At 66.5% G+C, this 18473-nt stretch carries 19 protein-coding genes and 1 pseudogene; 14 read left to right on the top strand and 6 right to left on the bottom strand.

The features are described from left to right. Nucleotides 1-44: 44 nt before the first annotated feature. Nucleotides 45-383 (bottom strand): helix-turn-helix domain-containing protein, encoded by a 339-nt coding sequence (locus ABAZ39_RS18135; RefSeq protein ID WP_081863240.1) that lies wholly within the window; start codon nucleotides 381-383, stop codon nucleotides 45-47. Nucleotides 384-395: 12 nt separating this feature from the next. On the opposite strand from ABAZ39_RS18135, the gene ABAZ39_RS18130 reads away from it, so the two are divergent. Beyond that, the gene (locus ABAZ39_RS18130; RefSeq protein WP_040134257.1) at nucleotides 396-1352 is read left to right on the top strand and encodes an IS5 family transposase; all 957 of its coding nucleotides are present in this window, start codon (nucleotides 396-398) and stop codon (nucleotides 1350-1352) included. 170 nt (nucleotides 1353-1522) lie between these two features. Here ABAZ39_RS18130 and ABAZ39_RS18125 read toward each other — a convergent pair. Next, nucleotides 1523-1769, bottom strand: a pseudogene (locus ABAZ39_RS18125) (helix-turn-helix domain-containing protein); the annotation flags it as partial. Nucleotides 1770-1858: 89 nt separating this feature from the next. Between ABAZ39_RS18125 and ABAZ39_RS36200 the strand changes: the two are divergent. Continuing rightward, the gene (locus ABAZ39_RS36200) at nucleotides 1859-2008 is read left to right on the top strand and encodes a hypothetical protein (RefSeq protein ID WP_160174838.1); all 150 of its coding nucleotides are present in this window, start codon (nucleotides 1859-1861) and stop codon (nucleotides 2006-2008) included. Between the two features lie 246 nt (nucleotides 2009-2254). Here the strand turns inward: ABAZ39_RS36200 and ABAZ39_RS18120 are convergent, their stop codons facing one another. Beyond that, nucleotides 2255-3166: a hypothetical protein gene (locus ABAZ39_RS18120; RefSeq protein ID WP_040134256.1), complete on the bottom strand. Its 912-nt coding sequence runs from the start codon at nucleotides 3164-3166 to the stop codon at nucleotides 2255-2257. A 160-nt stretch (nucleotides 3167-3326) separates the two neighbouring features. Further along, the gene (locus ABAZ39_RS18115; protein WP_137105327.1) at nucleotides 3327-3749 is read right to left on the bottom strand and encodes a hypothetical protein; all 423 of its coding nucleotides are present in this window, start codon (nucleotides 3747-3749) and stop codon (nucleotides 3327-3329) included. 414 nt (nucleotides 3750-4163) lie between these two features. Here ABAZ39_RS18115 and ABAZ39_RS18110 point away from each other — a divergent pair, with 414 nt between their 5' ends. After that, on the top strand, nucleotides 4164-4856 hold the full coding sequence (locus ABAZ39_RS18110; protein ID WP_040134254.1) for an ABC transporter ATP-binding protein: 693 nt from the start codon (nucleotides 4164-4166) through the stop codon (nucleotides 4854-4856). Then, on the top strand, nucleotides 4850-6079 hold the full coding sequence (locus ABAZ39_RS18105; protein WP_160174837.1) for an ABC transporter permease: 1230 nt from the start codon (nucleotides 4850-4852) through the stop codon (nucleotides 6077-6079). Before ABAZ39_RS18110 ends, ABAZ39_RS18105 begins: the two co-directional genes overlap by 7 nt. Here ABAZ39_RS18105 and ABAZ39_RS18100 read toward each other — a convergent pair whose 3' ends face one another. Next, entirely contained in the window at nucleotides 6080-6595 is a 516-nt protein-coding gene (locus tag ABAZ39_RS18100; RefSeq protein WP_040134253.1) for a hypothetical protein, read from the bottom strand. 109 nt (nucleotides 6596-6704) lie between these two features. On the opposite strand from ABAZ39_RS18100, the gene ABAZ39_RS18095 reads away from it, so the two are divergent. The 10 genes from ABAZ39_RS18095 (at nucleotide 6705) to ABAZ39_RS18050 (ending at nucleotide 17439) form a co-directional block, all read left to right on the top strand. Then, nucleotides 6705-8210 carry a TolC family protein gene (locus ABAZ39_RS18095; RefSeq protein ID WP_247881715.1) on the top strand — a complete coding sequence of 502 codons (1506 nt, stop codon included), beginning with the start codon at nucleotides 6705-6707 and terminating at the stop codon, nucleotides 8208-8210. Nucleotides 8211-8238: 28 nt separating this feature from the next. Continuing rightward, entirely contained in the window at nucleotides 8239-9495 is a 1257-nt protein-coding gene (locus tag ABAZ39_RS18090) for an efflux RND transporter periplasmic adaptor subunit (RefSeq protein ID WP_051658230.1), read from the top strand. Nucleotides 9496-9815: 320 nt separating this feature from the next. Beyond that, entirely contained in the window at nucleotides 9816-10799 is a 984-nt protein-coding gene (locus ABAZ39_RS18085) for an ABC transporter substrate-binding protein (protein WP_040134252.1), read from the top strand. Nucleotides 10800-10802: 3 nt separating this feature from the next. Further along, nucleotides 10803-11000 carry a hypothetical protein gene (locus ABAZ39_RS18080; protein WP_040134251.1) on the top strand — a complete coding sequence of 66 codons (198 nt, stop codon included), beginning with the start codon at nucleotides 10803-10805 and terminating at the stop codon, nucleotides 10998-11000. A 64-nt stretch (nucleotides 11001-11064) separates the two neighbouring features. Then, nucleotides 11065-11967 carry a TauD/TfdA dioxygenase family protein gene (locus ABAZ39_RS18075; RefSeq protein ID WP_040134250.1) on the top strand — a complete coding sequence of 301 codons (903 nt, stop codon included), beginning with the start codon at nucleotides 11065-11067 and terminating at the stop codon, nucleotides 11965-11967. Nucleotides 11968-12178: 211 nt separating this feature from the next. Next, a complete protein-coding gene (locus ABAZ39_RS18070) occupies nucleotides 12179-13201 on the top strand; it encodes an ABC transporter substrate-binding protein (RefSeq protein ID WP_040134249.1) in 1023 nt (340 codons plus the stop codon). 4 nt (nucleotides 13202-13205) lie between these two features. Continuing rightward, the gene (locus ABAZ39_RS18065; RefSeq protein ID WP_051658229.1) at nucleotides 13206-14054 is read left to right on the top strand and encodes an ABC transporter ATP-binding protein; all 849 of its coding nucleotides are present in this window, start codon (nucleotides 13206-13208) and stop codon (nucleotides 14052-14054) included. Beyond that, nucleotides 14051-14947: an ABC transporter permease gene (locus ABAZ39_RS18060; RefSeq protein WP_051658228.1), complete on the top strand. Its 897-nt coding sequence runs from the start codon at nucleotides 14051-14053 to the stop codon at nucleotides 14945-14947. The genes ABAZ39_RS18065 and ABAZ39_RS18060 overlap by 4 nt, the downstream gene beginning before the upstream one ends. 153 nt (nucleotides 14948-15100) lie before the next feature. Then, the gene (locus tag ABAZ39_RS18055) at nucleotides 15101-16342 is read left to right on the top strand and encodes a threonine synthase (protein ID WP_040134248.1); all 1242 of its coding nucleotides are present in this window, start codon (nucleotides 15101-15103) and stop codon (nucleotides 16340-16342) included. Between the two features lie 2 nt (nucleotides 16343-16344). Next, on the top strand, nucleotides 16345-17439 hold the full coding sequence (locus ABAZ39_RS18050) for a malate/lactate/ureidoglycolate dehydrogenase (protein ID WP_040134247.1): 1095 nt from the start codon (nucleotides 16345-16347) through the stop codon (nucleotides 17437-17439). 10 nt (nucleotides 17440-17449) lie between these two features. Here ABAZ39_RS18050 and ABAZ39_RS18045 read toward each other — a convergent pair whose 3' ends face one another. Further along, the gene (locus ABAZ39_RS18045; RefSeq protein WP_081863237.1) at nucleotides 17450-18454 is read right to left on the bottom strand and encodes a C-terminal binding protein; all 1005 of its coding nucleotides are present in this window, start codon (nucleotides 18452-18454) and stop codon (nucleotides 17450-17452) included. Nucleotides 18455-18473: the final 19 nt, after the last annotated feature.

The raw sequence follows: 18473 nt of genomic DNA, 5'->3' as shown, positions 1-18473 counted from the left end.
CCAGAGCTGGAGGCGGCGACCTGGGTGCGCGGCGGCTGCGGCCTTCAGCGCTTCGCGCAGCCCCTTTTTTGGAAGGCGGCCTGGGCCTTGGCGCCGGACTGGGGATGGCGGGGCCGCGTCTTCCGCTTCGACAGGCCCAACCGACGTACGATGCGCGACAGGCTGGCCGGATGCAGCGTCTTGGCGAAGCGTTCGGCGATCACCTCGCACAGGATCGGCAGGGTCCATTCCATGCAGCCGTGCCGTCTCGGATCGGGGCCGGCCAAGATGATGGCCTTGAGCATCGCCTGTTCGCCCTCGCTCAGCCATTCCGAGGGCTTTGCGCAATTGCCGAACGCATTAAGTTGTGATTCCCTTCCTTGGTTCTCGAGAGGGGCGATCATGCGTGTTCGGGTGTGCGGTCAGCTGAGCTTGGCGGATGGCTTGGTCCGGGCTCCGGAGAACGGGTTCTGGACCAGATCGCCGGTGCGGTGGACTGGGCGGCGCTGGATGTGGTGCTCCGGTCACTGCGCAACCGACGCTCGGACGCCGGGGCTCCGGGGTATCCTCCGGTGCTGCTGCTGCGCTGCCTGCTGCTGGGGGTGTGGCACGGCGGGCTGTCCGACCCGGCGCTGGAGGCCGCCTTGGCCGACCGGCTGTCGTTCCGCCGCTTTGTCGGCTTGAGCCTGGACGATCCGACGCCGGATCACTCCACGCTGTGGCGCTTCCGTGCGGCCCTGCAGGAGAGCGGCTTGGCTGAGGCGGTGTTCGCCGAGATCAACCGCCAGTTCGAGGCCAAAGGGCTGATCGTCAAGCAGGGCACGCTGATCGATGCCTCCCTGGTCCGGGCTCGGGCGCGCCCAAGTCGCCGGAGCCGGCGGGGGGATGAGCGGCCCTCAGCCGATCCGGATGCGGCCTGGGGGGCAAAGAATGCGCTCAAGGTGTTCGGCTACAAGATCCACATCGGGGTCGACCAGGCGCATACACTGATCCGCACCGTGGCGGTGAGCGACGCCTCGGTGACCGACACCGAACTGGGCGACCAACTGGTGTGCGGGGACGAGGCGATGGTGCTGGCCGACCAGGGGTACAGCAGCAAGGCCCGCCGCGTGTGGTTGAAGGAGCGTGGCATCCGCAACGGCATCATGATGCGGCCCAACAAGCACCACCCGGTCTTGGCGCCCTGGCCCAAGCGACGCAACCGCCTTCTGGCCCAGGTCCGCTTCGCCGTGGAGCGGCCGTTCGCCGTGTTCAAGGAGCAGTACGGCTTGCGCTGCATGCGCTTTTTCACCCAAGCGCGCAATCATGTGCAGGTCCTGCTCGCCTGCTGCGCCTACAACCTGCGCCGTGCCGCCGGCGTTGGGGTGGGCTGATGGGCGAGATCCGTCCGCAAGCCGCCAAGCATCGGCCAAAGCCTCGACTTCGGCTGGAATTGGGCCGCTTTGGCACGGGAAATCCGCGGCCAATCAGGAATCTGGTCCTGCTTGGCCGCGCGATACTCAAATAGAGCCCAAAATCCGACCCTATCGCAAAGCCCTCATTCCGGCTGGCCGGGCAGCGAGCGATCATAGAGCCCGGCGACGCCTTCGGCGTTGTAGCGCACCACCGCATCGCGCAGGGCTTGGCGGTCCATGCCGGCCAGCCGCGCCGCTTCCGCCCGGCTCACCCCGTCGAGCGCATGGGCAAATGGCGGACATTCGCGTAGCCGCCCGCCCTTTGCCCTCCCGCCGCGCCAGGGCACGCAACTCGCTGGCGCTCAGGTCTTCCCGGATCGGTAACGCCGCAGGCATTCGCTTTTCCCCATCGCGATGGGGAATCGAATCACGGGTTGCCGGCCTTGGGAATCCCCCTCGGCGAGTCAGCGCTTCCGCTTGCCGGTATGAGCCCCATCACCGCTTGGCAGCGCGTCCGGGTCACCGGCTGGTATGACGGCGAGGAGCGCCAACTGGACATCGCTTCCGGCACGGCCCTGCGGCACCACCCCGGCAAGCAGGTTCCGATCCACTGGGTTCTGGTGCGCGATCTGTAGGGCGCCTTCGAGCCGCAAGACTTGCTGTGCACCGACCTGCAGGCCGATCCGCTTATGGTGCTGCGCTGGTTCGTTCGACGTTGGGCCGCGGATGTCACTTTCGCCGAGGTCCGCCACCACCTGGGAGTCGAGACCCAGCGGCAATGGTCGGACCCAGCGACCGCCTGCACCTACCCCGGCACTGCTCGGGCTGTTCTCCCTGGTTACGCTCTTGCTCACCAATGCCCATCCGATCGGCCCGCGAGTTTACCAGGTAATCACGTAGTCGCCGGTGTAGGGGCTGGACCCAACCTGCATGTTTTTGGTGCCGAAGGCTTCCTGCAAGGCAGCGGCGTTGCCGTTGACCGTCATACCACGGGCGCTCCAACCATTGGCGTCGTGGGCAACCGTGAATTCGCCTTTCGACTGAATGAGGTTCGAGTCATTCACCGCGTGGATCTTCATCGTTCCCTGCCGTGCGGCGGTAAGTTCAGCTTCGCGGCTGGCGATGATGTCTTCCCACCCGTCCTCCTTTTTCAAAGTGCCGGAGGCAAGGCCGCTTCTCATGCGGTTGATTTCGTCTGGATACGCTTCGAGAACCACTTTCTTCCGGTCAGCCAAAGCCTGATCCGTCGTCTTCGGCATGCTGCCATAGAGCCCCTGGAGAGACTGGACCGTGCCATAAATGTTCCTCTCCGCTTCGCTCAACTGGCTCAACTGATCGTCATCGAGCGCAGGCAACTCGGAAAGCTTGCCGTCGCGAACCAGAGCCCGGACCTGATCGTCGGCAACGGCGTTGGCGGCATTCCGGAAAACATCCGACTTGGCCCATTCCTTGACGGCGGCGATGCCGTCCGAGGCCTTTCCATACGCGGACGGCTTCATCGGCACGCCGCCGTTTTCAGCCGCTTGCGTCATGGGCAGAGGGTTCACGATCGCGGAATTGCGACCTCTTCCCGCCAGATGCGCCGCAAGTTGGCTCGCAACGGCATGCTCCTGCTCTGCCTTCGCCATCAGCGCCTTGGCGCGATCCGACAATTCGACCTTGGAAGACGGGCTGAAACCGCTCGCGGTGGTGGTGTCGGCCTTTTTCACAAAGACATCCGTCGCCGTGCTCGGGGTCGAACGAGCAGGCAAGAGGTTGCTCATTTGCGAACCTGCAGCGCTGATGGCACTCATGATTCCTAACCCCTTCCGTTGGGTCACAGATTACTTAACAGAATTGAGAGGTAAAATCAAATAACAATCCTTTGGCGCATTATTTTATAAATAATCATTCGCAATCGAATGGTCTTGATTAAAACGATGGGGCTCGTGAGCCCCATCGCTGCGGTTGCTTTTACTGCATGCGGAACTGGCCCGCATAGGAGCCGGTGCCCAGGCTTCCTTCCGCCAGCTTGACGCAAGACGGCTTCCCACCCGATCCCTTGTAGGCATTGGTCGAGGCGAAGCCGCCAACGCTGCTCACCTGGACTTGGAACTGGCAGCCATAGATCCCCTGCTGGTAGCGAACGGTGCACAGCGTGCTCGCACCGGACGTCGATCCGGTGAAGGTGGCGGTCGCTCCATTGGAAATCGAGAATGGCGCCGAGATGCTGCCGCTGGTGCAGCTCGCCGAATCGAGGGTGATGCTGGAGCCGAAGCTGTTGACGATCTGGAACTGCACGCTCGCCGCCTGAGCGGCACCCGCGGTCCCGACGATCAGGGCGCCGGCAAGAAAAACGCCGTTACGGATTCGAGAAAGAGAGTCAAAGGCACGCATTCCGGGCACTCCATATTTTTTATTGTAAGAGTACGTTTAGTGATCGCCTCGGCCTGTCCGGTCATTCGATGCCGCCATGCACCTTGGTGAGTGTGCATTCAAGGGTGCACAAAATGATCACGATGCAGCTGAAGGATGCTGAATTTATGCCTCATGATTGAGGAGAGTCAACAACAAAGCGCGCATAGGTAGATAGATGTCTTTTAATTACCCCTGTATGTCTGCCCAACGGCAAGGGAGTTGTGGATGGAGCGGAGAAAGGACAGGCTTCGCCTTGTCTGTCCAAAAAATACTTAGATACCGATGCATTGGGCTTTTCATTGAGTTTTCTCTTGCTGGATGGCTCCTTGTGCGACAGGGTTGCCTTCGGCTGAAGGGCGTCGGGACCTGGACTAAGGAGCCACGGAGACGGGCATGGACCAGCTGATCGCGCTCGAAGGTGTTTCAAAGACATTCCTGAGCGGCAAGAGGCTAGTGCCTGTCCTGCAATCCGTCAGCCTTTCGGTCAGTGCCGGAGAGCTTTGCGCCATCATGGGGGTCTCAGGTTCAGGAAAAAGCACGCTGATGACCCTCATGGGGCTTCTGGACCGGCCAAGCGCCGGGCGGCTGCTGTTCCGTGGGCGCGACCTTGGACCGGCTTCCGGCGATGACCTCGCCGACATCCGCAACCGGGAAATCGGCTTCATCTTCCAAGCGTTTCACCTGCTTCCCCGCCTGTCTGCGCTCGACAACGTCGCCATGCCGCTGCTGTATCGGGGAATGCTCCGGCGGGAGGCGTTGGCGCGTGCCGAGGCCCGACTGGAACAGGTCGGTCTGGCCCACCGCCTGCACCATCTCCCGGACGAGATGTCTGGCGGCCAGCGCCAGCGTGTGGCGGTCGCCCGGGCGCTGATCGGTCAACCCTCCATTCTGCTGGCGGATGAGCCGACCGGCAATCTCGACAGCCAATCGGCCCAGGACATCATGGCCACGCTGGTCGCCCTCAATCGGGACATCGGCGCCACGGTCATCATCGTCACCCATGACCCATCGATCGCCACCCGATGCCATCGCCGCATCCTCATCCGCGACGGGCGGCTGGCGGAGGATGTGAGTGGCCCGTGCTGAGTCGCCCACGCGTGCATTCCAGCCGGAACGCGGCGGTTCTGCGGCTGATCGCCCGCGAGGCGTTCGGGAATCTTCGGGCCACGCGCACGCGGTCGATGCTGGCCTTGCTGGGAATCGTGATCGGCACGGCGTCGGTGGTCGCCCTGATCAACGTCGGGGGCAACGCCGGCAAGGAAGCCGTCAACCAGTTCAAGGCCATGGGCGTCGATCTGGTGATGGCGCAACAGCCGGTGGGCAGCGGGGCAGGGGGGCGCACCCCCGCCTATTACGACGCGGCGGACATCGAGCGCCTGCCCGACGCACTGCCGGATGTCCGTGCCGCCGCACCGCTCATCCTGTCCAGCGCCCAGTTGTCGGCCAACGGGCGCTCCGCCCTCGGCAACGTCATCGGGTCCACCGCTTCGCTGAACCAGGTGATGCCTTTGCCAATGCGGGCTGGCCGCTTCCTCTCCAGCTATGATGGCGCCGAGCCCTTCGCCGTGGTCGGTTCGAGGCTGTCCCGCGCTCTCGGGGCGCCGGGAGTTCCGCTGATGCCCGGCGACCGACTGCGCGTCGAGGGCGCGATCCTCACTGTGATCGGCGTGTTGTCCGATGTGACCCTGAACCCTTTGTTTCCCGTCGATGTCGACGACACCATCCTCGTTCCGCGGGGCGCCGCCCGACGGGTTATGCCGTCGCCGGCCATCACCTCCGTGGCGATCCGCGTGGCTCCGGACGCCGATCCGGGCACGGCCGCCGACGCCATAGCGCGCTATTTCGGGGACAGGATGCGGAGCGTGACCATCGACGTGCGCAGCGCGCGCCAGTTGATCGAGGGGATGGAGCGGCAGGCCGATCTGTTCACCTGGCTGTTCGCGGCGATTGGCGGCATCTCGCTGCTGGTCGGCGGGATCGGTGTCATGAACGTCATGCTGATGGGGGTCATGGAACGCCGGCGGGAGATCGGCCTGCGCATGGCGGTGGGCGCGCGGGCCGGAGACGTCCGCGTCATGTTCCTGGTCGAGGCCGCGGTCCTGTCGGTGACCGGTGGACTGGCCGGCGCCGCGCTGGGCATGGCGTTGGCGTGGGGATTCGCCATTCTGTCCGGCTGGGCCTTCGTGTTCTCGCCGCTGGCGATCCCCCTGGGAACGGGGGTGGCCACCGTGGTCGGCGTGCTGTCCGGTTATCATCCGGCTGCGATGGCCGCCCGGCTCGACCCCATCGACGCCCTGCGCGCCGAATGATCATGGACACAGCATCACCGTCGTCCGGATGGTGCAGACGCGCCCGTCGGAGGTCGTGACGGTGTCGCCGACGCGGCGGCTCCACCGCCCGTCCGAATGGACATAGGTGTCGCCGCGCCGGATGGTCGTGCCGCCGTCGGAATGCTCGAAGCGGTCTCCGGTCCGACGCGTCCACCCGCCATCGGAGCGGACATACAGATCGCCGCGTCGCACCGACGTACCCCCGGCGAAGACGGTCGTGTCCGCCTCCCGGCGCGCCCAGGCGGGAAGGGCGGCGGGGGAGGCGAGCAGGTCGTCCCACTCGGCGGCTTCGGGTGGGCCGGAGGGAGCGTCCCGGGCCGGCGCAAGGCTGGGGCCGGGCACGGTTTCCAGATACACGGCGACGGGCGGCCGGGCGTGGAATGGCATCGACGGCGCAGACGGGGGGAGACGCAGCGCGTCCGGTTCCGCGCACGCGGACGCCAGCAGGCCCGCCAAGGCCGGGATCAGGCGATGGGCGCGTCGAAGCATCGTCATGGTTTCCCTTTTCCACGCCTTTGGGTCACGGTTATAGACTGGAGAATCCACCGGAGGATCGTATAATTGGGATGTTTATCTCTCCTGGGTTGAAGGTCGGCTTCCTTTCATGATGCAGAGCGCCTGCCGCCGGCTTGCCCGGAAGATCGCCGTCATGCTCATGGCGAGCGGCGTCTGGCTTCTCTCCGGTCCGTCGGCCGAGGCTCAGTCTCCGGTTCGGACTCGAGCCCAGGAGCCGCATGGCGGAGTGACCCTGGCGCCGCCGGCAACTCCCGACGGTCCCACCATCGCGCTGACGCTTCCCGACGCGGTGGCTCTTGCCCTGCGGGACAACCGGACGATCAAGAGCGCCTATTTGCAGCGGATATCACAGAAGTTCGATCTGAGGGTGGCGGAGGACAAGTTCTCGCCGCGTTTAACGGTGTCGGGCACGGCCATCGCCCGCCGGGCGAACGGCCTCGGTTCCCGCAGCGCCGACATCACCCCCATCATCGACATGACGACGCCGTTGGGGACGCAGATCGTTCTTGCCGCCCCCACCAGCCATGTCCGGGACGGCGGGGCGTCCACCTTTTCATCGGCCCTCAACCTGGCGGTGATCCAGCCGCTCCTGCGGGATGGCGGCATCGAGGTGAACACCGCGTCGGTGCGCATCGCCCGCATCGACGAGCAGATCAACCGCCTTCAGCTCAAGCTCACCGTGTCACGCACCGTGAGCGAGGTCATCCTCACCTACCGGGAGTTTCTGAGGGCGCGGGAACAGCTGCGGATCGCGCGGGAGTCGTTCAAACGCTCGCGCGACCTGCTGGATGTCAGCCGCTCCCTGATCCGGGCCGGGCGCATGGCCGAGGTCGAGCTGGTGCAGAACGAGGCGGACGTGGCGGCCCAGGAATACGCGGTTGAGGAAGCCGCCAACCAGCTGGACGGCGCCCGGCTGGCGCTTCTGGGCGTATTGGCGGTCAGCGCCAGCACGGACATCAGCGCAATGGACACGCTGGAGTCCCGCGCGATGCGGATCGACGTGGAAAAGGCCCTGGTCATCGCCTTCGACAACCAGCCGGAGCATCTGGCCCAACTTCTCGCCATCGAACGGAGCAAAATCACCCTGGCGGTTGCGCGCAACCAGCGCCAATGGGATCTCGCGGCCATCGGGGGGGCCAATCTGGGACGGACGCGCGCTCCGCTGGGCCGGGCGCGGGACAGCGGTGTCTATGGCGGGCTGCAACTCGTCGTGCCGCTGGGCGACCTGTCGCTGGAGCAGGCGGAGGTGGGGGCCAACGTGGCATGGCGCGAGGCCGAACTGCGGTTGGAGGCGCTTCGCCAGCGGATCGAGAAGGAGGTCCGGGACGCCGTCCGCAACGCGCAGACCCGCTGGCGGCAGCTCGAACTGGCGCGCCGGTCCCGTGATCTGGCGCGCCGGAAGATCGACGTGGAGAATCAGAAGCTGAAGGTGGGCCGATCCTCGAACTTTCAGGTGCTGAGCTTCGAAGCGGACCTCAGAAATGCCGAGAACGCCCTGCTGTCCGCGGTGATCGCCTACCTGAACGCGCTGACCATTCTGGACCAGCAATTGGGGACGACGCTTGATACCTGGCAAATCTCCATCAATGACTAGCGGCCCGAGTGATGTCCCGGACCGCCGGATGCGTCTTTCCTGGCGCCGCGCCGCCTTTTTGGCCGCATCGGCTGGCGTTGCCGCGGTGGCTGTGGTCGGTTCGGGCGTCTGGTCAACGGTGGCCGGTCCCGCCGACTCCGGCCAACCCCGCATCGTCGTGGTGACCGCCAAGCCCTTGGTCTCGCGGATCAGCGTGGTCGGCGTCGTGGAGCCGGGGACGACCGTCAACGTCGTGGCGCCCTTCGATGGTTCGATCAAGGAAAAGCGCTTTGAATACGGTGGCCATGTCGGTCATGGGGCGGTGCTGCTGGTCATGGACACGGCGGAACTGGATGTGAGGCTGCGAGAGGCTCAGGTTGGGCTCCTGCGGGCCAGCCGGGCGGTGGACGAGTTGAAGGGTTGGGCCGCCGGTGCAGAGGTCTCCCGCGCGCGGCGCGGCGTGGCCGCGGCGAAGCTGGCGCTCGACGACAGCCGCCGCAAAGCGGCCGAAACGCGGCTTCTGCTCGATCAGGGGATCGTGCCGCGGATGGAATGGGAAACCCAGGTGCAACAGACGGCAACCCTGAAGATCCAGCTTGAGGCGGCGGAACAGGAGCTGAAGACCGTTCTGGACAGGGGTGGCCAGTCCCATCGGGAGATCGCCGAACTGGAGCTGAAGAACGCGCAGGTCCGGGTGGCGGAGTATCAGGAGCAGCGTGACCGCACGGCGATCGAAGCCCCTGTGTCCGGCATCATCCTGCGCCCGATCCAGACTCCATCCAGTCAAGCCCTCCAGCCGCCCCTGGACATTGGCGCGCGGCTGTCCCGGGGCCAGTCGCTGTTCACCGTTGCCGATGTGGAGCGGCTGGTGGTGACGGCCAAAGTGGACGAGGCGGACATCAACCGTCTGCGTGTCGGTCAGGCGGTGGAGGTCACCGGCGAGAGTTTCGGCAACGCCGCCATCAACGGCCGGATCGCCCATGTCTCGGCCCAGGCGTTGCCGCCCACGTCGGGGCAGGGGGCGCTTTTCGAGATCAAAGTCGACATCACCCCGACCGACGAGCAGGCGCAGCGCATGCGCGTCGGCATGTCGTCCGTCGTCACGATCATGGTGTACGAGAAGCCGAACGCGCTCGTGGTTTCCCCGGAGGCCCTGTCGAAGGATGGCCAGGGACCGTTCGTGATGGTTCTCGATCCACGCACGGAACAGCCGCGCAAGACGCGGGTCACATTGGGGCGGCCGACGGAGGATGGTGTCGAGGTGCTGGATGGACTGCAGGAAAAGGACAGGCTGGTCGTGCGCTGACCGATGGCTGATCGGGCAAACCGCCAAGGCTGCGTCAGGTCTCACGGCGCGGCGTGCATGAGGGCATGACGTCACGCTGAGGCGGCTCGAGTGCTCTCGTAAGAGCGATGCCGTTCCAAACCCCCATGGCATTATTAACATAAAAATTCAGTATTTTTAGATTTTCAAAAACTACTTATTAAGTAGATTTTGTTTGACAGGCTGCTCTCGGATTGGTGTGATCGAGGTGAAAATCAACCTTGGCGATGCTATTTCGGGAGGCTTCGATGGCAGCGGGTGTGAAACGGGTTGGGTCCACCGCAAGACGGGCTTTCCTCGGCATGACCCTGGCGGCGGGTGTGGCCCTCCTCTCGTCCGGTGGCGCGCGGGCCGAGGCGACGGACCTGACCATCGCCATCCAGTACGGGCTGAGCTACCTGCCGCTGATGGTCGCCAAGAACCACGGGCTGATCGAAAAATACGCTGCGGCGGAGGGAATCGGGCCGGTCAAGATCAACTGGCTCGTTCTGAACGGCGGCGTGGCCGCCAACGACGCTCTGCTGAGCGGCAACGCCCAGATCGTCTCGGCCGGCATCTCGCCGCTTCTGGCGGCCTGGGACCGGACGCGGGGCGGCATCGGCGTGAAGGCCATTTCGGGCCTGGACTCCTCCGCCTTCTGGATCAACAGCAACAACCCCAACGTCCGCAGCATCCGCGACCTGACCGACAAGGACCGCATCGCGGTGCCGGCGGTGAAGGTCTCGATCAACTCGGTCGTTCTTCAGATCGCCGCGGAGAAGGAGTTCGGGCCGGGGCACCATTACGATTTCGAAGCGCTGACCACGCCGCTCAGCCCGCCGGACGCCACCGCGGCCCTGGTGTCCGGCAAGACGGAAATCACCGGCCACGTCACCACGCCGACCTACGGCACCCTCCAACTCGCCCACCCGAACGTCCACCGCATCTTCAATTCGCGCGACGTCATCGGCGAGGCGACGCTGGTGCTGAGCTACACCACGCAGAAATTCTACGACGAGAACCCGAAGCTCACCGCCGCCGTGGTGAAGGCGATGGGTGACGGCTTCGCGCTCATCAAGCGCGACAAGACCGAGGCCGCCCGCATCTATCTGGCGGAGGAGCGCAGCAAACTGACCCAGGACGAGGTCGTGGCGCTGCTGAACAACCCGGACATCAGCTACTCCCAGATCCCCCACAACACCGGCGTGATCGCCGACTACATGCACCGCATCGGCTCGATCAAGACCAAGCCGGCCTCATGGAAGGACTACACCCTTCCGATCCTGCACAGCGAAACGGGGAGCTGATCCATGAGCAGCGACCGTGAACCGCCGGAGGAGTTGGTCTGCCTGCCGTTTCCCGAGGCCATGGCGCTGTGGCTGCTGATGTCCAATCCCGGCGAGACCGATCCGTCGCTCGACCTCCGGCTTTTGCACACCCTTTCGGTGGCCTTCGTGCTGCTGGCCTTCGGCGCCGTCGCGCTGCTCGCCTGGTTCCACGCCGCATGACGCCGGCCACTCTCCGCCCTCCTGCCCGCCTGTCCATCCCTTCCTTCCCACAGGAGTCTGTCCGATGAGCCTTCCCAGCGGTTTCGACATCAAGCCCATCAACGGCAACATCGGCGCCGAACTGCGCGGCGTCACCCTGTCCGGCGATCTGCACCCGGCGGTGCTGAAGGCGATCCAGGACGCCGTCTATGAGTACAAGGTGATCTTCGTCCGCGATCAGCACCACATCGACGACGTCCGGCAGGAAGCCTTCGGACGGCTGTGGGGCAAGCTGGTCGGCCATCCGACCGTGCCGTCGCTCGGCGGGACCGAAGGCATCCTGGATGTGGACGGCTCCCGCGGGGAACGCGCCAGTTCCTGGCACGCCGACATCACCTTTCTCGGCGATTACCCCAGCATCACCATCCTGCGCCCGCATGAACTGCCGGACCGCGGCGGCGACACGCTGTGGGGCAACACGGCGGCGGCCTACGCCGAATTGCCGGAACCGTTGCGCGAATTGGCCGGCAAGCTGCGGGCGATCCACACCAACCAGTACGATTACGTGGGCGACCGCGGGAACGTCCGTGAGGACGGGCTGAAGCGCTTCAACGAGGTCTTCACCTCCACCGTTTACGAGACGGAGCATCCGCTGGTCTCCGTGCACCCGGTCACCGGCGAGCGCACCCTGCTGGTCGGGCATTTCCTGCAACGGCTGGTCGGCTTTGGCACCTCCGATTCCAACCGGCTGATCGGCATCTTCACCGACCACGCCACCCGTCCGGAAAACACGGTGCGCTGGCACTGGTCGCCGGGCGATGTGGCGATCTGGGACAACCGCGCCACCATCCACCGCGCCGTCGACGATTACGGCGACCGTCCCCGCGTCGTCCGCCGCACGACGGTGGCCGGCGATGTGGTGGTCGGCGTCGATGGCCGTCCCAGTGTGACCCGCGTGCTTGGCCGCAAGCCGAGCCTCGCCGCCTGACATCCTGCCGGGTCCGGCATGGGGGTCCACGCCCTCCGTGCCGGACCGGAGAATCGCGGAACCGGCGGGCTGGCGCGGGTTCCGCGATTCTCTTTCGTGCATAAATAACATGATACATATGTATATATTGTCTATTTTCGCTGTTGAATCATTCGTGGAATCATGATGTCATTTTCCTACTAGAGATTAGGTAAAATTTTCGGAGGTTCGTATGTTCCACCCTGGACGTGTCATCCGTCACGCGCTCTGCGCCTTGGCCGGGCTGGGGCTTGCCGCCGCAGCGCTGGCCGGTCCGGCGGCGGCGGAAGGCCGGATACGGATCGCCGAACAATACGGGCTGGGCTATCTGCCGCTGCATGTGCTGCGCCACCAGAAGCTGATCGAGAAGCACGGCAAGGAGCTGGGTCTCGACGTCACCGTGGAGTGGGTGCAGCTCTCCGGCGGCGCCGCGATGAACGACGCGCTGCTGTCGGACAGCATCGATCTGGGGTCGGCGGGCGTCGGTCCGCTGCTGACCATCTGGGACCGCACCAAGGGCAACGCCAACGTCAAGGCCATCGCCGCCCTGAACAGCATGCCGCTGTTCCTGACCACCACCAACCCGACCGTCAAGACGCTCAAGGACTTCACCGACAAGGACAAGATCGCTCTGCCGGCGGTGAAGGTCGGCGTCCAGGCCCGCGTCCTCCAGATGGCCGTGGAGAAGGAGTTCGGGGAGGGCAAGTTTGACGCGCTCGACAAGCTGACCGTCTCGCTGCCGCACCCCGACGCCACCGCGGCCCTGCTGTCCGGCTCGTCGGAGATCACCGGCCACATCTCCGGTCCGCCGTTCCAGTACCAGCAGCTCCGCGATCCGAAGATCCACAAGGTCTTCAGCTCCTACGACGTGCTGGGCGGGCCGCACACCTTCAACCTGATCTGGGCAAAGGAAGCCTTCCGGACCAAGAATCCCAAGACCTATCAGGCCTTCCTGGGCGCGCTGAAGGAGGCGATGGACGTCATCAACGCCGACCATTCCGCGGCGGCGGACATCTATCTGGCGCAGAACCGGGGCGACCTCGACAAGGCCTTCGTCGTCAGCATCCTCGACGACCCGGACAACCAGTTCACCGTCGCCCCCGCCCGCGTCGGGGCTTTCGCCGACTTCATGCACAAGGTCGGCGCCATGAAGAACAAGCCTGCCTCCTGGAAGGACCTGTTCTTCGAAGACCTGCACGGCGAAACCGGGAGCTGATCCGATGAACGCCTTCACCTATCCCGCCAGCGTGGACACCGAGAGCGTGGGCACCGCCAGCGTGTCCGAACGCCCGCTGCTGGACGTGTCCGGCGTGACGCTCCAGTACAAGACGCGCCGCCATCTGGTGACCGCGACCTACCGGGTCGATTTCCAGGTGTTCCAGGCGGAACGCTACGTCCTGCTGGGGCCGTCCGGCTGCGGCAAGTCTTCGCTGCTGAAGGCGGTGGGCGGCTTCCTCCAGCCGGTGGAGGGCGCCATCCGCCTGAACGGCCGCACAGTGACCGGGCCGGGGCCGGACCGCATGATGGTGTTCCAGGAGTTCGACCAGCTGCCCCCCTGGAAGACGGTGAAGCAGAACGTCATGTTTCCGCTGCTCGCCAGCGGCAAGGCGTCGCGCCGGGAGGCCGAGGAGAAGGCGCTGGACTGCATCGCGCGGGTGAACCTGTCCAAGTTTGCCGACGTGCACCCGCACATGCTGTCGGGCGGGATGAAGCAGCGCGTCGCCATCGCCCGCGCCATGGCGATGGAGCCGGACATCCTGCTGATGGACGAACCCTTCGCGGCGCTGGACGCGCTGACCCGCCGCAAGATGCAGGAGGAGCTGCTCCAGCTCTGGGACGATCTGCGCTTCACCGTCCTGTTCGTCACCCACTCCATCGAGGAGGCGCTGGTCGTCGGTTCGCGCATCCTGGTGCTGTCGCCGCACCCCGGGCAGGTGAAGGCGGAGCTGAACTGCGACGGCTACGACCATTTCGCGGTGGGCAGCCCGGCGTTCCAGGACACCGCCCAACGCATCCACACCATGCTGTTCGCCGACGAGGTGGAAACGGTGAAGGGGCTGCCGTCATGACCGGCCTGTCCCTGGCCCCACAGGGCCGCCGCGTGCCGCCCGTCCGCCCGGAGTATGAACGGACGGTCGCCACCACCGGGCCGATCGGCGACGTGGCCCGCCCGCTGTCCCTGTGGGAGCGGATCGGCAACATCACCGCGCTCCGCCGCTTCGCCGTTCTGGCCACGGTGGCGCTGCTCTGGCAGGTCGCCGCGACGTGGCAGAACAACCCGCTGATGTTCCCCACTTTCACCGCCACCGTCGCGGCCCTGTGGGAGGCGATCTGGCGGGAGAACCTGCTGTCGATGGCCTGGGTGTCGCTGTCGGTTCTGCTGAAGGGCTACGCCATCGCCGTGGTGCTGGCCGTGCTGCTGACCAGCTTCGCGGTGTCCACGCGCATCGGCAATGACGTGCTGTCCACCCTGACCTCGATGTTCAACCCGCTGCCGGCCATCGCACTGCTGCCCATCGCCATGCTGTGGTTCGGGCTGGGGGCGGTCAGCCTGACCTTCGTTCTGGTCCATGCCGTGCTGTGGCCGCTGGCGCTGAACACCCACGCCGGATTCACGTCGGTGTCGGAGACGCTGCGCATGGCCGGGCGGAATTACGGGCTGACCGGCATCCGCTACGTCGTCACCATGCTGATCCCGGCGGCCTTTCCGGCCATCCTGACCGGGCTGAAGGTCGGCTGGGCCTTCGCCTGGCGCACGCTGATCGCGGCGGAGCTGGTGTTCGGCGTGTCGTCCGGCAAGGGCGGGCTGGGCTGGTTCATCTTCCAGAACCGCAACGAGCTGTACATCGACAAGGTCTTCGCCGGCCTCGTTACCGTCATCCTGATCGGCCTCGTCGTCGAGAACGTCGTCTTCCGCTGGATCGAGACCCACACCGTCCGCAAGTGGGGCATGGTCCGATAAGCCCTCTCCCCTCTGGGGAGAGGGTGGCCCGAAGGGCCGGGTGAGGGGGTTGTGCTTTTGCCGAACGCACCAAACCGCGCATCCCCCTCACCCTAACCCTCTCCCCGGAGGGGAGAGGGAATTGACGTGAGCCTTCAGCAAGGAAATCCATCCGTGCCTTTCGACAGCAACCTGACCACCGAGCGCCCGACCTTCGTCACGCATCTGGAATGCGCCTACACCGGCGAGCGGTACGAGGCCGACACCGTCCACAACCTGTCCAAGGCCGGCAAGCCGCTGCTGGTCCGCTACGACCTGGAGGGGGTGCGCGGTGCGCTGACCAAGGGCGCGCTGGCCGAACGCCCGCAGGATCTGTGGCGCTACCGCGAGCTGCTGCCGGTGCGCCGGGTGCAGGACATCGTCAGCCTGGGCGAGGCGGTGACTCCGCTGGTCGCGCTGCCCAAGCTCGCCGCCAAGCTGGGGGGGGCGGAACTGCTGGTGAAGGATGAGGGGCGTCTGCCCACCGGCTCCTTCAAAGCGCGCGGGCTGGTCATGGCGGTGTCCATGGCGAAGGCTTTCGGCATCACGCACATGGCCATGCCGACCAACGGCAACGCCGGCGCGGCGCTGGCCGCCTATGCGACGCGGGCGGGCATCAAGACGACGATCTTCTGCCCGGAGGACACGCCGGAGGTCAACGTCTCCGAGATCGAACTCCAGGGCGCCACCGTCTACCGCGTCAACGGGCTGATCGACGACTGCGGCAAGATCGTGGGGGAGGGCAAGGCCAAGGCCGGCTGGTTCGACGTCTCCACCCTGAAGGAGCCCTACCGCATCGAGGGCAAGAAGACCATGGGGCTGGAGCTGGCCGAGCAGCTCGGCTGGGAGGTGCCGGACGTCATCTTCTACCCGACCGGCGGCGGCACCGGCCTGATCGGCATGTGGAAGGCCTTCGCCGAGTTGGAGGCCATCGGCTTCATCGGCTCGAAGCGTCCGCGCATGGTCGCCGTGCAGGCCGCCGGCTGCGCCCCGATGGTCCGCGCCTACGAGGCGGGGGAGGAGCACGCGCCGCGCTGGCCGGACGCCCACACCATCGCGTCCGGCATCCGCGTGCCGCAGGCGGTCGGCGACTTTCTGATCCTGCGCGCGGTGCGGGAGAGCGGCGGCTTCGCCGTCGCCGTGCCGGATGAGGCCATCCAGGCGGCGCTGGACGAGGCGGCGCGGGAGGAGGGATTCCTGCTCTGCCCGGAAGGCGCCGCCACCTACGCCGCCTACAAGCAGGCGCTGGCCGACGGGCGGGTGGGCCGCGACGAGCGCGCCGTGCTGTTCAACTGCGCGACCGGGCTGAAATACCCGCTGCCGCCCGTCCACCGGACGCTCGACCGTCACCAGCCCATCGACTATTCGGTGTTCTGAGGATGAATGGTCCTTACGCGGCGGACCGTCTGGTGGCCCTTGTGGACGCCATCCTGCAACGGTCCGGCAGCAGCCCGGAGGAGTCGGCCATCGTCGCCGCCAACCTCGTGGATTCGGACGCGACCGGCCACGCCAGCCACGGCGTGTGCCAGATCGCCGTCTACGCGAAGAGCCTGGAGCTGGGCCATCTGCAACCCAACCGGCACGCCCGCGTCGTCCGCGACGAGGCGCCGTTCCTGGTGGTGGACGGGGAGGTCGGCTACGGGCAGGTGATTGCGCGGGAGGCGACGGACCTCGCCATTGCGCGGGCCAAGGCCGGCGGGGCCTGTGTGCTCGCCCTGCGCAACGCCCATCACATCGGGCGGGTCGGCTCCTACGGCGAGCAGTGCATCGCGGCCGGCTTGATCGGGGTCTTCTTCGTCAACGTGGTCAGCCGTCCGCTGGCCGCACCCCATGGCGGCGGGCGGCCGCGGCTGGGCACCAACCCCATCTGCATCGCCGTTCCCGCCACGCCGGGCCATCCGCCCTTCCTGCTGGATTTCGCGACCAGCGCGGTGGCGGCCAACAAGTGCCGTGTCGCCGCGGCTTCCGGGAAGGAGGTCGCCGACGGCCTGCTGATCGATGAGCGGGGCGTGCCGACGCGCGACCCCGGTGTGATGTTCCGCGACCCGACCGGCGCCATCCTGCCCTTTGGCGGACCACTGGGCGGGCATAAGGGTTACGGGCTGGCGCTCGCCTGCGAGATCCTCGCCGGAGCGCTGGCCGGCGGGCTGCCGGCCCTGCCGGAGAACCTGCGTCCGGGCCGGGTGGTGAACAACGCGCTGGCGTTCCTGATCGACCCGGCGCGGGTGGCCGAGTCTGGGGGCGACGCGGAGAACGGCGGCTGGCAGGCGTTGACCGACGCGGTGCTGGACCACATCCAGGACACCCCGCCGGTGCCGGGCGGTGACGGCGTGCTGGTGCCCGGCGAGCCGGAGCGGCGGAGCCGGGCGCTGGCCGCGGAGCACGGCATCACGCTCGACCCCGACACCGTGCGCGCCCTGCACGACATCGGGGGCGCGCTCGGCCTCGACGTTCCGGCTTTCCTGGGGGCCTGACCGGGTGGGGTCAGGGCAGGATGCGGTTGCGCAAAACCCCGTCCTCCAGGAACAGGCGGGCGGTCTCGGCGGCGTTGCGGCGCATCTCGACCGCGGCCTCGTCGGAATGGAAGGCGTTGTGCGGCGTGACCACGAGACGGCCTTCCAGCCAGGGTTCCCGCCGGCGCCAAGCGTCCAGCAGCGGGTGAGGGGCGGGCGGTTCGGTCGGCAGCACGTCCGTCCCCACCGCGGCGATTTGGCCGCTGCGCAGCGCCTCCTCCAGCGGGTCCAGCCCGGCGAACATCTCGCCGCGCGCCGTGTTGACCAGCAGGGCGCCGGGCTTCAGCTTCGCCAGGAAGTCCGCGTCGATCAGGCCGCGGGTCTCCGGCGTCAGCGGGCAATGGAAGGTCACGATGTCGGATTCGGCCAGCAACTCGTCCAGCCGGCGGACGCGGCGGTAGCCAACGGCCTTTTCGTGCCCGGCGGGCTGCTGCGGATCGTAGCCGAGGATGCGGTGGCCGAAGGGCTTGAGCCGGTTCACCACCGCCGTGCCGATCCGCCCCACGCCGACGACGCCGACCGTCGCCGCACTCGACCGCCGCAGCGGGGTCAGTGTGTTGGCCTGCCACGTCGTGCTGTAGCCGCGGGCGCGGGCGTCATGCTCCCACAGGCGGCGCTGCAGGGAGAGCAGCAGGGAGACGGCGTGGTCGGCCACCTCCTCCGTCCCGTAGTCCGGGTTGTTGCAGAAGGGAATGCCCGCGGCCTCCAGCGCCGCCACGTCGACCTTGTCGTAGCCGACACCGAACCGCACGACGACGCGGCAGCGCGGCAGCTTGGCCACCGTCGCCGGGCCGATGCGGGTGCTCCACACCAGCAGCGCGTCCAGCCGGGCCAGACGCTCCGGGTCCAGATCCTCCTCGCGGCGGGTGTCGAGGAAATCCACCTCGGCACAGCCGTCCAGAACCGCCGCCTCAAGGTCCGGCGGGGGGATCATGTGGTCGGTGATTCCGACGACGAAGGGTGCACGCTTGCCCATGGTCATTCTGCGGTCCGGG

The sequence above is a fragment of the Azospirillum argentinense genome, from assembly GCF_000632475.1.
GTDB classification, from domain to species: Bacteria; Pseudomonadota; Alphaproteobacteria; order Azospirillales; family Azospirillaceae; genus Azospirillum; species Azospirillum baldaniorum.
The sequence above is the reverse complement of the archived record's forward strand: the minus strand, read 5'-3'. Positions and strand labels throughout refer to the sequence as shown.